The sequence below is a fragment of the Bacillus sp. TH50 genome (assembly GCF_016650565.1).
GTDB lineage: Bacteria > Bacillota > Bacilli > Bacillales > Bacillaceae_G > Bacillus_A > Bacillus_A mycoides.
This window is the reverse complement of the sequence record NZ_JAEKFM010000003.1, coordinates 1,484,250-1,499,939: the sequence shown is the minus strand read 5'-3', so window position 1 is coordinate 1,499,939 and position 15,690 is coordinate 1,484,250. Positions and strand designations below refer to the sequence as shown.

Here is a 15,690-nt window from a genome sequence, read left to right as displayed (position 1 = left end):
AAGTGAATGTGATATACAATATTGTTGTTAGAAAAGGAAGAGGTATGCTATACTATTTTTGTGAAACAAATTGATCAGAAAACTTATCATTTGTTGAAAAATAAGGTATGATGGATAAAAATAAAGTGAAGCTTTCTAAGTATAATATAATGTAGAAAGTGAAGAACTTCACGCTCTTTAGAGTGTGTATGTATTTTATCTCTAGAGTGGTAGGAAAATAGAGGGGGAAAATCATGACAAAGCTGCAACGTATTCAAAAAGTATTGGTAGCTAACCGTGGAGAGATAGCAATTCGTGTGTTCCGAGCATGTTCAGAACTTGGATTAAACACAGTTGCAATCTATTCTAAAGAGGATAGCGGTTCTTATCATCGCTATAAAGCCGATGAGTCCTATTTAGTTGGGGAAGGGAAAAAGCCAATTGATGCTTATCTAGATATTGAAGGCATTATTGAGATTGCGAGAAGTAATCATGTAGATGCAATCCACCCTGGATATGGTTTCTTGTCAGAAAATATTCAATTTGCAAAACGTTGTGAAGAAGAAGGGATTATCTTTATCGGTCCAAAAAGTAAGCATTTAGACATGTTTGGAGATAAAGTTAAAGCAAGAACACAAGCGCAGCTAGCTCAAATTCCAATTATTCCTGGTAGTGATGGTCCAGTAAATTCAATAGAAGAAGTTGAAGAATTTGCTGAAAAGTATGATTACCCGATTATTATTAAAGCATCCCTTGGTGGCGGCGGTCGCGGTATGCGTATTGTACGTGCTAGTGAAGAGTTAAGAGAATCGTATAATCGCGCGAAATCAGAAGCAAAAGCAGCCTTTGGTAATGATGAAGTGTACGTTGAAAAATTCGTTGAAAAACCTAAACATATAGAAGTACAAATTTTAGCAGATGAAGAAGGTAATGTTGTTCATTTGTATGAGCGTGATTGCTCTGTACAACGACGCCATCAAAAAGTAGTTGAAATTGCACCGAGCGTGTCGCTTTCAGATGATTTGCGTCAGCGTATTTGTGATGCTGCAGTAAAGTTAACGAAAAATGTAAATTATTTAAATGCTGGAACGGTAGAATTCCTTGTAAAAGGTGATGAGTTTTACTTCATTGAAGTAAACCCACGTGTTCAAGTTGAACATACGATTACAGAGATGATTACAGGAGTGGATATCGTTCAATCGCAAATTTTAATAGCTGATGGACATGCATTACATAGCAAAATGGTAGGTGTTCCTAAGCAAGAGGAAGTGGTTGTGCATGGATTTGCAATCCAATCTCGTGTAACGACTGAAGACCCACTAAATAATTTCATGCCGGATACAGGGAAAATTATGGCGTACCGATCAGGCGGTGGTTTTGGTGTTCGTCTTGATACAGGTAATAGTTTCCAAGGTGCAGTTATTACACCGTACTACGATTCTTTACTTGTAAAAGTTACTACTTGGGCACTTACTTTTGAACAAGCCGCTGCAAAAATGGAACGTAACTTAAAAGAATTCCGTATTCGTGGTATTAAAACAAATATTCCATTCCTAGAGAATGTAGTAAAACATAAAAACTTCTTATCAGGAGAATATGACACTTCATTTATTGACGCGTCACCTGAACTATTCTTGTTCCCGAAACGTAAAGACCGCGGAACAAAAATGTTAAATTATATTGGTACAGTAACAGTAAATGGCTTCCCAGGAGTAGGGAAAAAAGAGAAACCAATTTTCCCAGATGCTCGTATACCAAATGTGATACACTCAGAGCCAATGCAAAATGGAACGAAACAAATTTTGGATGAGCGTGGAGCGGATGGATTAGTAAAGTGGGTACAAGATCAAAAGCGTGTACTTTTAACTGATACAACATTCCGTGATGCACATCAGTCATTACTTGCAACTCGTGTTCGTACAAAAGATTTACATCACATTGCAGAGCCGACAGCGAGAATGTTACCAAACTTATTCTCAGCAGAAATGTGGGGCGGTGCAACGTTTGATGTTGCGTATCGTTTCTTGAAAGAAGATCCATGGGAACGATTACTAGATCTTCGTGAAAAAATGCCAAACGTTTTATTCCAAATGTTACTTCGCTCTTCAAACGCAGTAGGTTACAAAAACTATCCAGATAATTTAATTCAAAAATTTGTGGAATGTTCTGCTCAAGCTGGAATTGATGTGTTCCGTATTTTTGATAGCTTAAACTGGGTAGAAGGCATGAGAGTTGCAATTGATGCTGTACGAGATACTGGTAAAATTGCAGAAGCGACAATGTGTTACACAGGAGATATTCATGACCCGTTACGTAGTAAATACGATTTAAATTATTATAAAAACTTAGCAAAAGAGTTGGAAGCATCAGGAGCTCACATTTTAGGAATTAAAGATATGGCGGGCTTACTAAAGCCAAACGCAGCATATGATTTAGTTTCAGCATTAAAAGAGACGGTGTCGATTCCAATTCACCTGCACACACACGATACGAGCGGAAATGGTATTTTAACGTATACGAAGGCAATTGAAGCAGGTGTTGATATTGTCGATGTAGCGGTGAGTTCAATGGCTGGTCAAACGTCACAACCAAGTGCGAATACACTATACTATGCGTTAGGTGGAAACGAAAGACAGCCAGGTGTTAATATAGACTCATTAGAAAAACTATCTCATTATTGGGAAGATGTACGAAAATACTATGCTCCATTTGAAAGTGGTATGAATGCTCCTCACACAGAGGTATATATGCATGAAATGCCGGGTGGACAGTATAGTAATCTTCAACAACAAGCAAAAGCGGTTGGCTTAGGAGATCGCTTTGATGAAGTTAAAGTGATGTATCGCCGTGTTAATGATATGTTTGGCGATATTGTAAAAGTAACACCATCATCTAAAGTTGTCGGTGATATGGCATTATTTATGGTTCAAAATCACCTAACAGAACAAGATATTTTAGAACGTGGACATGCTATGGACTTCCCAGGATCTGTTGTTGAAATGTTCTCTGGAGATTTAGGACAACCATATGGTGGTTTCCCGAAAGAATTACAAAAAATTATTTTAAAAGGGAAAGAGCCATTAACAGTAAGACCGGGTGAATTATTAGAACCGGTAGATTTCGATGCTTTAAAAGAAGAGTTATTCCACAAAATTGGACGCGAAGTAACAATTTTTGATGTAGTCGCATATGCATTGTATCCAAAAGTATTTATGGACTACGAAAAAGTTGCTGGGATTTATGGAAATGTATCTGTGCTTGATACACCGACATTCTTCTATGGTATGAGACTTGGTGAAGAAATTGATGTGGAAATCGAGCAAGGTAAAACATTGATGGTTAAACTAGTTTCCATTGGGGAGCCACAGCCAGATGGAAATCGTGTGCTTTACCTGGAGTTTAATGGACAACCGCGTGAAATCGTAGTGAAAGATGAAAGCGTGAAATCAACTGTTGCACAGCGTGTGAAGGGGAATCGTGAAAATCCAAATCATATTAGCGCAACGATGCCGGGAACTGTTATTAAAGTAGTTGTAAAAGAAGGCGATGAAGTGAAAAAAGGTGATTCCATGGCAATTACAGAAGCGATGAAAATGGAAACGACGGTTCAGGCGCCATTTAGTGGTAAAGTGAAAAAAGTATATGTAAATGATGGGGATGCAATTCAAACGGGTGACTTACTTATTGAATTAGATCATTAAAATAAAGAAAAAGAGCTGTGCGAAAGCAGCTCTTTTTTGTGTGTAAATAATACCTTGCCGAATTGGCAAGGTATTAAAATTTTACTTTATTTTGTTTGCTTAGAAGTTGATTCAGTTTCTTTTGCATTGACGGTACTTCTTGTACCTATCATAACTAAATAGCATAGTACAGCAAACAGGCAAGAAATGAAGAGTGAATGTAATAATGCCATTGCTAAACTAGCATTTGTCAATACGACTAAAATTCCTACTATAGCTTGAAGTGTAACAAGGACAAATGAAATAATCCATCCCCAGTATACTACACGCTGCTGCTTGTAATGGCGAATAGCGATAATCATCGCATATAGTATCCAAGCAAAAATTAACATCGCTGCAACTCTATGTCCCATTTGAACCCACTCATGTAGTTGAGTTGGCATAGGTCTATTTTTGCTACATAAAGGGAAGTCTGGACAGGCTAAGGTAGCTCGTTCGTGACGTACTAAAGCTCCTGTGTAGACAACGATATAACTGTAAATTGTTACACCATAAATATGAAATTTCATTTTTTTGTCCATAATAAGTGAACGTGCATCAAATTTCTGATCAATTTCAAAAATAAGACACGTTAACAAGATGACAGAAGCAAATGAAATTAAGGAAATACCGAAATGAATAGCTAATACAGCAGGCATTTGACCCCAAACAACCGCCGCCGCCCCCATTAATGCTTGTGCAACTAAAAATACGAAGGATAAAATTGCTAACGTCTTTGTTTCGCGCACATGTTTATAATATTTCCAGGACAAGATACAAAGAAGAGTAACAAGGATTCCTGCTGATCCAGATGTTAAGCGGTGACTTAGCTCAATAATAGTCTCCATTGATAAATTAGATGGAACAAATTCACCGTTACAAAGAGGCCATGATTTGCCGCATCCTTGGCCTGAACCCGTTTTTGTAACTAAAGCGCCTCCTAGTAAAACTACTAATAAATCGAGACTTGTAATGACTGCTAACCATTTAATAAAGCGTTGCAATCTCTTTCACCATCTTTCTGCTATGAAGTTATTGCGAAATATTTTCATTCCATTATGTATAGAATAAAACGTGCTACAGTCCTATGATATATAAAAAATAATAAAATAGCAAAGAAATGGAGGGCGAGGACAACGTACGTATTATAAAGAAAAAAATGGAATTTAAAATACATATTTTAGGAGGAATTCAGGCTATTTTGAAAAGAAATGGGGAGAATACATGCTAAATATGACAAAATAGTTTATTATAGAAGATAACATCATGTTATGATAAGGATAAATTAGAATAAAGTTTTTTAATGTTCGACACAAAAAGTTCATGTTTTCTTCACAAAATGTTCGGGAAATGTGATTTAATATATTGGAGTATGGGCGTAGATTAGTAGTAGAGTGGGTTAACAATATATCTACTGTAATAATATTGCTATATAGAAGCGAAATATTTCACATGAAATATATGCTTAGAAAGATGATAGGTTTAAGAGGGGGTTAAAGTGATGAACCATGCAACAAGTGAGCTGCATGATGAGTCAGCTGTTTCAATTGTACCGGAAACAACTCGGTTACAAGATTTATCAGCGCTCGTTAAAATGGGGATTGTAAACTCAAATACACTTACTGTATTTACAGGATTTTGGTTGGCTTTACATTTTAATGGATTGAGTGTTATGGACAATCTAGATAAGTTATTTTTCACAATCGTTGGTTCGGCATTAATTATGGCAGGGGTATGTTGTTTAAATAACTACATTGACCGAGATATCGATCCATTAATGGAAAGAACAAAAAACCGTCCAACGGTAACAGGTAAATATAAACCTGGCTTTGCACTTGCATTTGGACTTGTAATTTTACTTCTTGGCTTTGCATTTTTATTACTTACTACACCGATGGCAGTGTTAATCTCATTTATTGGTGCCTTCACATATGTTGTTTTATATACGTTATGGACGAAGAGAAAATATACGTTAAATACTGTTGTAGGTAGTATATCAGGAGCAGTTCCACCTTTAATTGGATGGGCGGCAATTGATCCGTCTTTAAATCATCCAATTGCTTGGATGTTATTTTTAATTATGTTTATTTGGCAAATCCCACATTTCCTCGCATTAGCGATGAAGCGTGTTGATGAATATCGAAATGCAGGAATCCCAATGCTTCCTGTTGTACAGGGATTTGATATTACGAAACGTCAGATTATGATTTGGACAGTATGTTTATTACCACTACCATTTTATATGAGTGGACTTGGAATAACATTCATGGTAATTGCAACATTGCTTAACATCGGATGGATCGCATTAGGGCTTTATGGCTTCCGTCAGCAAGATGACATCAAGTGGTCCGTAAAAATGTTTGTTTATTCCCTGAATTACTTAACAATCTTATTTGTGTCAATGATTGTAGTTACATTCTTCTAAGACAACGACATGATTGGATTTCTTTACGTTGAGATTTACTTTACTTAACTATAAAGTACAATCTAATTCACAAAGAAAGTGGGGGTTGTTTGTATGAAGAAACAGTGGCGACTGCTTTCGTTCGTTTCACTGCTGGCTTTACTGTTAGGGGGATGCGGTAAAGCTTTTCAGTCTACTTTAATTCCGCAAGGGGAAGTAGCAAAAATGCAATATGATTTGCTCTTGCTAGCGAGTGCAATCATGGTAGGAGTAGTACTTGTAGTTACTATTATTTTCTTATATGTAATTGTGCGTTTCCGACAAAAAAAGGGTGAGGAAGATTATATTCCAGAGCAAGTTGAAGGAAATCACAAACTAGAAATTATATGGACAGTCATTCCGATTATTCTTTTGTTAATCTTGGCTGTTCCGACTGTTACATATACATTCAAGCTTGCTGATGTAAGTGCGATGGAGAAAAAGAATATTGATAAAGATACTATCGTTGTTGATGTAACAGCGAATCTTTATTGGTGGGAATTTTCTTATAAATCAGAAAAAATAGTAACTTCTCAAGATTTAGTTATCCCCACAGGTAAGAAAGTGTATTTGAATTTGAAGGGTGCCGATATTAAACATTCGTTTTGGGTTCCATCTTTAGCTGGGAAAATGGATACAAATACAGATAATGTAAACAAAATGTGGTTAAAGGCAGATAAATCGGGCACTTATAATGGTTTTTGTACAGAATTTTGTGGCCCATCACATTCTTTAATGCAGTTCAAAGTGAAAGCTCTGGATGAAAGCGAGTACAAAAAGTGGCTTGCTGACATGAAGAAGATTGATGGAAAAAAAGAAGTAGCTTCTACAAAGGCGCAAGAGGGTCAAGAAATATTTAATAAAAGCTGTATTGGTTGTCATGCAGTTGGATCAAATGATAGTAGACCACCTTCTGCTCGTATCGCACCGAACTTAGCAAACTTCGCAGATCGCGATATGGTTGCTGGTATTGCCGAAAATAATGAAGAGAACTTAAAAAAATGGCTCAAAGATCCTGAAAATATGAAACCAGGTAATAAAATGACTGGTAAATATGGCAACTTAACGGATGATCAAATTAATGCATTAAATGCATATTTACAAACGTTAAAGATTGAAAAATAAAGAGGGATCATTTGCGAAGGGGAGGTTGAAAACGTGAGTTCTGTAGCAAAAAAACAGGGGATGGGTGCTGTCATATGGGATTATTTAACGACAGTAGACCATAAAAAGATTGCCATTCTCTATTTAATTGCAGGTGGATTGTTTTTTGTAATAGGTGGAATAGAAGCACTATTTATTCGCCTGCAGTTAGCGATTCCTAACAATGCTTTTCTTGTTGGGGATGCTTATAATCAAGTATTAACGATGCACGGTACAACAATGATTTTCCTCGCAGCTATGCCACTCGTGTTTGCATTTATGAACGCCGCTGTACCACTTCAAATTGGAGCACGTGATGTGGCGTTCCCGTTTTTGAATTCGCTCGGATTTTGGTTATTTTTCTTTGGTGGATTATTTTTAAATTTAAGTTGGTTTTTAGGAGGAGCGCCTGATGCAGGGTGGACATCGTATGCATCTTTAGCTTTAGCCTCTAAAGGACATGGTGTTGATTTTTATGTACTCGGCTTGCAAATATCAGGTATTGGTACATTAATTGGAGGTATTAACTTCCTTGTTACAATTATTAATATGCGCGCGCCAGGGATGACGTACATGCGCATGCCGATGTTTACATGGACAACATTTGTAACATCTTCACTTATTTTATTTGCATTTCCACCATTAACTGTAGGATTAGGACTTTTAATGTTAGATCGTTTATTTGGCACAAGTTTCTTTAATCCGGCACTAGGTGGGAACACGATTATATGGGAGCATTTATTCTGGATCTTCGGTCATCCGGAAGTATACATTCTTATACTCCCAGCTTTCGGAATATTCTCAGAAATCTTCGCCACATTTTCGAAAAAACGATTATTCGGTTATTCCTCTATGGTGTTCGCGACAGTATTAATAGGGTTTTTAGGATTTATGGTATGGGCGCATCATATGTTTACTGTTGGTCTTGGGCCTGTTGCAAATGCTATCTTCTCGGTTGCAACAATGGCGATTGCAGTTCCAACGGGTATTAAAATATTTAACTGGCTCTTTACAATGTGGGGTGGAAGTATTAGGTTTACAACACCAATGATGTGGGCGGTAGCTTTTATTCCATCCTTCGTTATGGGTGGAGTTACAGGTGTTATGCTTGCTTCTGCACCAGCTGATTATCAGTTTCATGATAATTATTTCGTAGTAGCACACTTTCATTATGTAATTGTTGGTGGTGTTGTATTTGGTTTACTTGCAGGTGCGCATTATTATTGGCCACTTATGTTTAATAAAATATTAAATGAAACATTAGGTAAGATAACATTTTGGTTATTCTTTATCGGTTTCCATTTAACATTCTTTATTCAGCATTTCCTTGGATTGATTGGTATGCCACGTCGTTACTACACATATCTTGAGGGCCAAGGGTTGGAAATGGGGAATATGATTAGTTCTATCGGAGCTGTGTTTATGGCTCTTGGAACGATTGTTCTTTTATTCAATGTAATAAAAACAACGGTATCAAAAGAGAAGGCTGGCCGTGATCCATGGGATGGACGTACATTAGAATGGACAATGCCAGCACCTACACCGGAATACAATTTTAAACAATTGCCATTTGTTCGCGGGTTAGATCCGTTTTGGATTGAAAAACGTGAAGGTAATAGAGAGATGACAGCAGCGGAACCGGCCGGTGATATTCATATGCCAAATGCTTCATTTTCACCATTTATCATTTCTCTAGGCTTATTCATAGCAGCATTCGGTGCGATGTATATGCAGGGTGGCAAAGATAAATTTTGGTTATTAGTAGCGATTATCGGTTTAATCATTACGTTTGGTACAATGTTCCTTCGTTCAGTAATTGATGATCATGGATATCATATTCATAAGGAAGATTTAGATGATAAGGGGGGCAAGGCGTAATGCATGTAGATGAGAAATTAACGAATGAAACATTTCCAGCAGAGCCTGAAAAAGCAACCCTTGAGGGGAAAAATAAGTTTGTTGGTTTTTGGTTATTTCTTGGAGGCGAAACAGTGTTGTTCGCTTCCTTATTTGGCACATATTTAGCGTTAAAGAACTCTACAAATGGTGGACCAACATCTCAAGAGATGTTTCAAATGCCACTCGTTTTCATTATGACGATGCTTTTGTTAACAAGTAGTTTAACGAGTGTATACGCAATGTATCATATGAAAAATTTTAACTTTAAGAAAATGCAACTTTGGTTACTTGTAACAGTGTTGCTTGGCTTAGGATTTTTGGGGTTTGAAATATATGAGTTTTATCATTATACGCATGAATTTAAGCATACTATGAGAAGTAGTGCATTTGGTTCTGCATTTTATGCTCTTGTTGGTACACACGGGCTCCACGTGTTGTTTGGATTATGTTGGATTTTAACATTAATCTTTAGAAACGCGAAGAGAGGCTTAAATTTATACAACGCACCAAAGTTTTATGTTGCATCAATTTATTGGCACTTTATTGACGTAGTTTGGGTGTTTATTTTCACTGTAGTATATTTGATGGGAATGGTGGGATAAACAATGACGGTTAAGCAAACGAATAATCCTAAGGTGGATCTTGTTTATCGGAAGAGAAAAAGTGCAGAGGAAATGAAGCACCAAGTTGTTACATTTTCACTAATGATTTTTTTAACATTAGTTGCATTTGCAGCGGTGGCATATCCGAAAACATTTAGCCCGATTTTTTCGGTTCCATTTATATTATTGTTAGCAGTCATTCAAGTTATATTTCAGTTATATTATTTCATGCATATGAGTCATAAAGGGCATGAAGCGGCGAGTTTCTTCTTGTACTCTGGATTGTTAATTGGTTTATTAACAATATTAGCCTTTATGACAATTGTGTGGATTTAAACAGTGATAGTAGGGGGCTCTGATATATCAAAGCCCTCTTTTTATATGAAATATAAGAATTTTGAAAAGGTAGGTGTGGAAATGGAAAACTTATGGGTATTTGGTTTTCAAGCTTTATGGAGTCCAATTTTTTTATTATTTATGATCTCGATTCTTATTAGTTATTTTTTAATTATTGGACCGTATAGAACGCGATTTGAAAATGCGACGAAGGTAAGTAAGAAGCAAATTTTTTATTTTACGACCGGGATTGTTCTTTTGTATTTTGTAAAGGGAGGACCTATTGATTTAATTGGTCATATCATATTTAGTGCACATATGTTTGAGATGGCAGTAATGTATATTGCGGTGCCTCCGTTATTACTGCTTGGTATACCTGTTTGGTTATATCGTTATATTACTTCTTTTAAGTTCGTTCAAATTGTGATAAAGTTTTTTGCTAAGCCGCTTATTGCGTTGTTTGTATTTAATGGCCTGTTTTCCTTTTATCATTTGCCAATTGTTTTTGATGCAGTAAAACAAAGTCAAATAGCGCATCCTATTTGCCTTGCTATATTGTTTTTTGCAGCAATGATGATGTGGTGGCCGATGTTAAATCCACTACCAGAATATCAAACTTTAAGTGATATTAAGAAGCTTGGTTACATGTTTGCTAATGGTATTTTATTAACGCCAGCTTGTGCGTTAATAATTTTTGCGACTGCACCATTATTTGCAACATATACAGATCCGGCCGCTTGGATGAAGGCAATGGAACTCTGTGTACCGGCGGGTACTTTATCAGATTTAAATATAACTGGACCAGAATTTTTACATTGGATGCCGGTAGTACAAGACCAGCAAACAGGTGGTATTATTATGAAAATTGTCCAGGAAATAGTGTACGGTACGATTATCGGTTATGTGTTCTTTAAATGGGCACGTAGAGAGCGTGAAAAGGATAAAGAGCAGCTGCAAGAGTTACCTCCTTATTTGCAGACGAAATAAAAACTAGCGCATCGTGTTAATGCGCTAGTTTTTTTGTTATTCAATAATTTGAAATTCTTTTAACTCTTTTTCGATATTTTGTAGGAGTTGTTCGCTTTTTTGAAGTACATTCGTTGGAAAAATCTCATCATCGCCATATTCAACGCCATGAGGATAATAATGTTTTCCTAATAAGGGTGGCAATAGTTTTACTTGAGCGTGTCTGCCGCCGATGTCACCTTCAACAGCAAATCCTTGTACACGTAAATAATAAATATCCTTTAATATTTCAAATTTATAATCATATGTAACGCGTTCGTAATCCCATTGTCCGGCAAGTACAAAATGATTGTTTTCCATAATCTCAGTTAAAAGAGTTAGATCAACGACTGCATCATTAAAGTTTGTATTTGTAAATTGCATAGAATACCTCCTTATTTTAATGTTAGTTCATTATTTTTATAATAGTACGAATAATAAGAAAGTGCAATTCGTATTGCGAGAAAAGGGATAATCCAGACTTTTTTCGTGAAAATATGATATAGTGAAAAGAGTACGGTACACACAAAAAAAGGGAATAAAAGGATTTGTGTATATCTCGATTTTATGCTTTGTTCAGGAGGTATATCGTTTGAAGAAATTATTGCGTATCGTAATGATTACATTTTTAATTTTAGCTGTTGATTTATACGGGAAGTTACTCGTGTCACAATATATATTAACCCCATCTCACTCTAAGCAAGAAAATAAAATTGTGAAAAAGAAGAAGCAAGTAAATGAAGAATCCACAGACACTGTTTTAAATATGATTGGCGGGGACTCTGAGAATTTATTAGCGAAGTGGGGCGAACCATCTCGAATAGAGCCGTCTGCTTATGGATATGAATGGTGGGTGTATAATCAAGATTTAGCTCAGTATGTTCAATTTGGAGTTGCTGAACGTAAAGTTGTAACGGCGTATGTTGCTGGTGAGCAAGTTAAGGTGGCTCCCTATTATATAAATGAAAAGTATGAAGAGGTATATAAAAAGAATCCACTTTCACATGAGATTTCATTAAAAAGAGGAAAGAATAGTTATCAATTTGAGTTATCTGATACGGAAGTAATGGAACAACCGCTAGTACCTGTAGAAGATGGATGGGCACAATTATACTTTGATCACTTTACACATGAGCTTGTTGGTCTTCGTTATATGGATGATGAAACGTTATTACGACAAAGACCATATCAACTTGTTTATTCAGGTGAATTAATAGCGGAACAGCCGCTGACACCAGAAAAAATGAAGCAAGTAGAAAATGGAAATATGCAACAAATTCTCGATTTAACAAATATTATTCGGAGTCGTCATCAATTACCGTTGTTAACATTGGATCAACAAACTGCAGATGTTGCATTTGGCCATAGTAAAGATATGAAGGATAATAATTATTTTTCACACGATTCACCTACTTTTGGTACGTTAGGAGATCGCTTGCAACGTGGGCAAGTGGCTTTTCAACTTGCTGGTGAGAATATAGCGGCGCAACATAGTGATGGAATTGCCGCGGTACAGGGTTGGTTAAATAGTGAGGGTCATAGAAAGAATTTATTAAATGAACAATTTACTGGATTAGGTGTTGGGGTATATGATAAATTTTATACTCAAAACTTTATCCGAAAATAAAATGAAACTTTAATCAGTAGGGGCATCCTTCATTGATTATTAGTCTTCACCAATCGGGCTTTAATTGTCCACAAATAGGAAGATAAAAAGGTGCATGAATCGTCTAAAAATAGGCGAACCATGTGCCTTTTTTTTCTTACAATATAGTAGATATACATGAAGAGGTGAGGATTATGCCAACAACAAAAGGGCCGTTACATCCATCGGTTCAACAGTTTAAAGAGTTTGTAAACCATCACCCTAAAATGGTTCATGAGGTTAGAAGTGGTCAAAAAACTTGGCAGCAATTTTATGAAGAATGGTACTTACTTGGTGAAGAAGATCAAATATGGACAGCATATAGACCTGATGGAGCACCTGCTTTTTCTTCGGTAAAAGAAAATAAAGAAGAAAAAGAAAATCGAACAGAAGAGGAAAAAACTGCTGATGTGATGGGGCAAATGCTTTCTTTCTTTAAAAAGCTAGACGTAGAACAAATGCAACATCATTTAGCAAATGTAACGAGTGCGATTGGTAGCGTGCAACAAGTTATTCAACAATTTCAAGGAAACCGTGCGCAGCAAGAACAAAGTACTTCTGAAAATAATCCTTTTTTCTTTCAAAAGGATTAGGGGGAAAGAGAATGAGAGCAGAGCTTATGGAGTTTATAAAAGCTGATGAGGATTTAGCTCGCTATATTCGGGAACAGCCATACTGGTACCGGAAATTGACGCGTAACCCAGAAGAAAAAGAAGCTTTTGAGTTAGCTGCCATGCAGCATTTCAAAAAAACGATACCAGATAAAGTGGAAAAATTTCAAAATCAATTGGCCGTTGCTTCAATTATGATTGATATGTTCCAGTATATGAAGCAGCAAAATACGACGTAATTGGAAGGGAAAACTATGTCCGTTATGCAAAACTTTTGTTACAATAGAATCGGATTATTTAAAAAAGGAGTTGCAGCATGACGGAAATTTGTTTAGTACGACATGGACAAACTGATTGGAACTTTCAAGAGATTATTCAAGGGCGCGAAGATATTCCACTCAATGAAGTTGGGAAGAAGCAAGCGAGTCAAAGTGCAGCTGCCTTGCAAGCGGAATCGTGGGATATAATTATAAGTAGCCCGTTAATTAGAGCGCAAGAAACAGCTAAGGAAATTGCTGGGGCTATTGGATTACCATCTATTTTATTAGATGAGCGATTTATGGAACGTAATTTTGGGGAAGCTTCTGGGAAACCAGTTGCAGCCGTTAGAGAGTTAATTACAGAAGGTAATGTAGAAGGAATGGAGCAGGATGAAGAAATCGTAGAGCGCTGTTTTACGGCTTTACAACAGGTTGCAGCAGCACATGGAGATAAACGTATTATCATTGTTGCGCATTCACATGCAATAAAAGCTATTTTACACGCAATTGCACCAAATGAAATTACATTTAAAACGCCGTTAAAAAACGCATGTATTAGCTACGTGAAAGAGAATAGCGGGAAATGGGATGTTCTTAAATATAATATTGCGGAGCATATTAGTGTATAAGAGTGCAAGGAGATTGTATGAAAAGTAATTAGAATCATATCTTTCTTTTAGGTGAGACACTTCAATTAGTAGTTCTGTTCCAAATGTGTTATGATGAATACTCGGAGGTGTCTCTCATGATTGTAGCGACGCTGGAAAGCGTATTGATTTTAGATAAGGCAGAGCAGCTTGCAAAAGCGATCATCTGTTCAGATATAGCAGAAGATTACCGTAAGTATTATAAGGATTTACAAGAAGATATAGAAGTCCAGACGCTAATTCAGCAATTTACAGCGATGAAAGAGCGATACGAAGAAGTGCAACGTTTTGGTAAATATCATCCTGATTATACTTTCGTTTCGACGAAAATGAGGGAATTAAAGCGTTCTGTAGATATGCATGATAAGGTTGCAACTTTTAAAAGAGCAGAAACAGCTTTACAGAAGTTATTAGATGAAGTTAGTGTAGCAATTGGTTCTGAGGTATCTTCTTCCGTTAAAGTTCCAACAGGAAATCCGTTTTTTGATGCGGGTGGCTGTGGCGGTGGTTGTGGTACCGGAGGCGGTTGTGGTTGTAAAAAAACGGGGTAATTTACCCCGTTTTTTAGAATATAGAAGAAAACGTATACAGAGTTTGTTCTTTAATGTCATAAATTTATGATTGGTTTTCATAAAATATAAGAATATAAGTTTTTAAAAGGAGAAGATGGAGAAGATTATGTTCGGGCAACGACAAAGTATGATTGTTTATTTACATTCATTGAAACATGCCAAGATTTTAAGGAAATATGGTAACATTCATTACATATCAAAACGTTTGAAATATGCCGTTGTATATTGTGATATGGAACAAATTGAGCATATGATGCAAAAATTGAATAAACTTCCTTTTGTAAAAAAAGTAGAACAGTCGTATCGCCCATTTTTAAAAACGGAATTCGAAAATTCGCGTCCTGATCGGGCAAAAGAATACGATTATAGCTAAGTAAAAAAATCCCCTGCTAAATTTAGCAGGGGATTTTTTACTTGAAATAACGTGTTATTTCATTGGAGGAATGAAATTGTTCATTCGTAAAATACCAATTAGATGATTAAAAAATAGTTCTTTTTCAGGGAAAGTTGTTGATGGTTTTACAGTAAAGGGAGTAACTTTTTCCCCTATTTGTTCCGCCATTTCTTCAAATAAAACGACACGTTTACTTTTTTTATTTTCAAGTACAGGAATGCCTTCACGACATATGTATAATGGTTGGAAATCACCAGTAGTTGTCGGTTTTAGTATTACAACAAGTGAACACACTTTTTTTTCGTTTTTTACAGTTTCGAATTGTAACATATGTGTTACACGTTCTTGGTTTGTTTTGGCAATTTCAAGTAATTCATATAAGTCAGAGTAGCCTTCTCCGAGTTCTATAAAGCGTTGAATCATATTTTTTCCTCC

General features: G+C 36.2%; 16 protein-coding genes. 13 read left to right on the top strand and 3 right to left on the bottom strand.

Going from position 1 to position 15,690, the window contains the following annotated elements:
• The first annotated feature begins 233 nt into the window (after window positions 1–233).
• On the top strand, window positions 234–3,680 hold the full coding sequence (gene pyc / locus JFU23_RS07625) for a pyruvate carboxylase (protein ID WP_201031698.1): 3,447 nt from the start codon (window positions 234–236) through the stop codon (window positions 3,678–3,680).
• A gap of 86 nt (window positions 3,681–3,766) precedes the next feature.
• On the opposite strand, the gene ctaA is transcribed toward pyc, so the two are convergent.
• Window positions 3,767–4,702 carry a heme A synthase gene (gene ctaA, locus JFU23_RS07620; protein ID WP_201031697.1) on the bottom strand — a complete coding sequence of 312 codons (936 nt, stop codon included), beginning with the start codon at window positions 4,700–4,702 and terminating at the stop codon, window positions 3,767–3,769.
• A 497-nt stretch (window positions 4,703–5,199) separates the two neighbouring features.
• Here ctaA and cyoE point away from each other — a divergent pair, with 497 nt between their 5' ends.
• From cyoE to ctaG, 6 genes are all read left to right on the top strand, one after another.
• Window positions 5,200–6,123, top strand: a complete 924-nt coding sequence (cyoE, locus tag JFU23_RS07615; protein ID WP_002033731.1) for a heme o synthase — start codon at window positions 5,200–5,202, stop codon at window positions 6,121–6,123.
• Window positions 6,124–6,216: 93 nt separating this feature from the next.
• Window positions 6,217–7,266 (top strand): cytochrome c oxidase subunit II, encoded by a 1,050-nt coding sequence (coxB, locus tag JFU23_RS07610; protein ID WP_002088304.1) that lies wholly within the window; start codon window positions 6,217–6,219, stop codon window positions 7,264–7,266.
• A gap of 60 nt (window positions 7,267–7,326) precedes the next feature.
• Window positions 7,327–9,162 carry a cytochrome c oxidase subunit I gene (gene ctaD / locus JFU23_RS07605; protein WP_201032269.1) on the top strand — a complete coding sequence of 612 codons (1,836 nt, stop codon included), beginning with the start codon at window positions 7,327–7,329 and terminating at the stop codon, window positions 9,160–9,162.
• Window positions 9,162–9,785, top strand: coding sequence for a cytochrome c oxidase subunit III (gene ctaE, locus JFU23_RS07600; protein ID WP_000557861.1), 624 nt, complete (start codon window positions 9,162–9,164; stop codon window positions 9,783–9,785). Before ctaD ends, ctaE begins: the two co-directional genes overlap by 1 nt.
• A gap of 3 nt (window positions 9,786–9,788) precedes the next feature.
• Window positions 9,789–10,121 carry a cytochrome c oxidase subunit IVB gene (gene ctaF, locus JFU23_RS07595; protein ID WP_201031696.1) on the top strand — a complete coding sequence of 111 codons (333 nt, stop codon included), beginning with the start codon at window positions 9,789–9,791 and terminating at the stop codon, window positions 10,119–10,121.
• A gap of 81 nt (window positions 10,122–10,202) precedes the next feature.
• Window positions 10,203–11,108, top strand: coding sequence for a cytochrome c oxidase assembly factor CtaG (gene ctaG, locus JFU23_RS07590; RefSeq protein WP_002121958.1), 906 nt, complete (start codon window positions 10,203–10,205; stop codon window positions 11,106–11,108).
• Window positions 11,109–11,144: 36 nt separating this feature from the next.
• On the opposite strand, the gene JFU23_RS07585 is transcribed toward ctaG, so the two are convergent.
• Entirely contained in the window at window positions 11,145–11,510 is a 366-nt protein-coding gene (locus JFU23_RS07585) for a YugN family protein (protein ID WP_002066906.1), read from the bottom strand.
• Window positions 11,511–11,718: 208 nt separating this feature from the next.
• Here JFU23_RS07585 and JFU23_RS07580 point away from each other — a divergent pair, with 208 nt between their 5' ends.
• The 6 genes from JFU23_RS07580 to JFU23_RS07555 all read left to right on the top strand — a co-directional run bounded on the left by JFU23_RS07580 (window position 11,719) and on the right by JFU23_RS07555 (window position 15,234).
• Window positions 11,719–12,753, top strand: a complete 1,035-nt coding sequence (locus JFU23_RS07580; protein WP_002088298.1) for a CAP domain-containing protein — start codon at window positions 11,719–11,721, stop codon at window positions 12,751–12,753.
• A gap of 173 nt (window positions 12,754–12,926) precedes the next feature.
• On the top strand, window positions 12,927–13,364 hold the full coding sequence (gene ylbD / locus JFU23_RS07575) for a YlbD family protein (protein ID WP_002088296.1): 438 nt from the start codon (window positions 12,927–12,929) through the stop codon (window positions 13,362–13,364).
• 11 nt (window positions 13,365–13,375) lie between these two features.
• Entirely contained in the window at window positions 13,376–13,621 is a 246-nt protein-coding gene (locus JFU23_RS07570) for a YlbE-like family protein (protein ID WP_002014770.1), read from the top strand.
• 77 nt (window positions 13,622–13,698) lie between these two features.
• On the top strand, window positions 13,699–14,271 hold the full coding sequence (locus JFU23_RS07565) for a histidine phosphatase family protein (protein ID WP_002014767.1): 573 nt from the start codon (window positions 13,699–13,701) through the stop codon (window positions 14,269–14,271).
• A gap of 116 nt (window positions 14,272–14,387) precedes the next feature.
• Window positions 14,388–14,840 (top strand): YlbF/YmcA family competence regulator, encoded by a 453-nt coding sequence (locus JFU23_RS07560; RefSeq protein WP_002014765.1) that lies wholly within the window; start codon window positions 14,388–14,390, stop codon window positions 14,838–14,840.
• Between the two features lie 127 nt (window positions 14,841–14,967).
• Window positions 14,968–15,234, top strand: coding sequence for a YlbG family protein (locus JFU23_RS07555; protein WP_002088292.1), 267 nt, complete (start codon window positions 14,968–14,970; stop codon window positions 15,232–15,234).
• 54 nt (window positions 15,235–15,288) lie between these two features.
• Here the strand turns inward: JFU23_RS07555 and JFU23_RS07550 are convergent, their stop codons facing one another.
• Window positions 15,289–15,678 carry a DUF7147 family protein gene (locus tag JFU23_RS07550; RefSeq protein ID WP_201031695.1) on the bottom strand — a complete coding sequence of 130 codons (390 nt, stop codon included), beginning with the start codon at window positions 15,676–15,678 and terminating at the stop codon, window positions 15,289–15,291.
• Window positions 15,679–15,690 lie beyond the last annotated feature (12 nt).

Bases quoted from the DNA above. Each gene is read 5' to 3' on its own strand.
- JFU23_RS07570 (WP_002014770.1), top strand. From the start codon at position 13,376: ATGAGAGCAGAGCTTATGGAGTTTATAAAAGCTGATGAGGATTTAGCT.
- JFU23_RS07550 (WP_201031695.1), bottom strand. From the start codon at position 15,678: ATGATTCAACGCTTTATAGAACTCGGAGAAGGCTACTCTGACTTATAT.
- JFU23_RS07565 (WP_002014767.1), top strand. From the start codon at position 13,699: ATGACGGAAATTTGTTTAGTACGACATGGACAAACTGATTGGAACTTT.
- pyc (WP_201031698.1), top strand. From the start codon at position 234: ATGACAAAGCTGCAACGTATTCAAAAAGTATTGGTAGCTAACCGTGGA.
- ctaG (WP_002121958.1), top strand. From the start codon at position 10,203: ATGGAAAACTTATGGGTATTTGGTTTTCAAGCTTTATGGAGTCCAATT.
- ctaF (WP_201031696.1), top strand. From the start codon at position 9,789: ATGACGGTTAAGCAAACGAATAATCCTAAGGTGGATCTTGTTTATCGG.
- ctaD (WP_201032269.1), top strand. From the start codon at position 7,327: ATGGGTGCTGTCATATGGGATTATTTAACGACAGTAGACCATAAAAAG.
- ylbD (WP_002088296.1), top strand. From the start codon at position 12,927: ATGCCAACAACAAAAGGGCCGTTACATCCATCGGTTCAACAGTTTAAA.
- JFU23_RS07560 (WP_002014765.1), top strand. From the start codon at position 14,388: ATGATTGTAGCGACGCTGGAAAGCGTATTGATTTTAGATAAGGCAGAG.
- JFU23_RS07585 (WP_002066906.1), bottom strand. From the start codon at position 11,510: ATGCAATTTACAAATACAAACTTTAATGATGCAGTCGTTGATCTAACT.
- ctaE (WP_000557861.1), top strand. From the start codon at position 9,162: ATGCATGTAGATGAGAAATTAACGAATGAAACATTTCCAGCAGAGCCT.
- JFU23_RS07555 (WP_002088292.1), top strand. From the start codon at position 14,968: ATGTTCGGGCAACGACAAAGTATGATTGTTTATTTACATTCATTGAAA.
- cyoE (WP_002033731.1), top strand. From the start codon at position 5,200: ATGAACCATGCAACAAGTGAGCTGCATGATGAGTCAGCTGTTTCAATT.
- coxB (WP_002088304.1), top strand. From the start codon at position 6,217: ATGAAGAAACAGTGGCGACTGCTTTCGTTCGTTTCACTGCTGGCTTTA.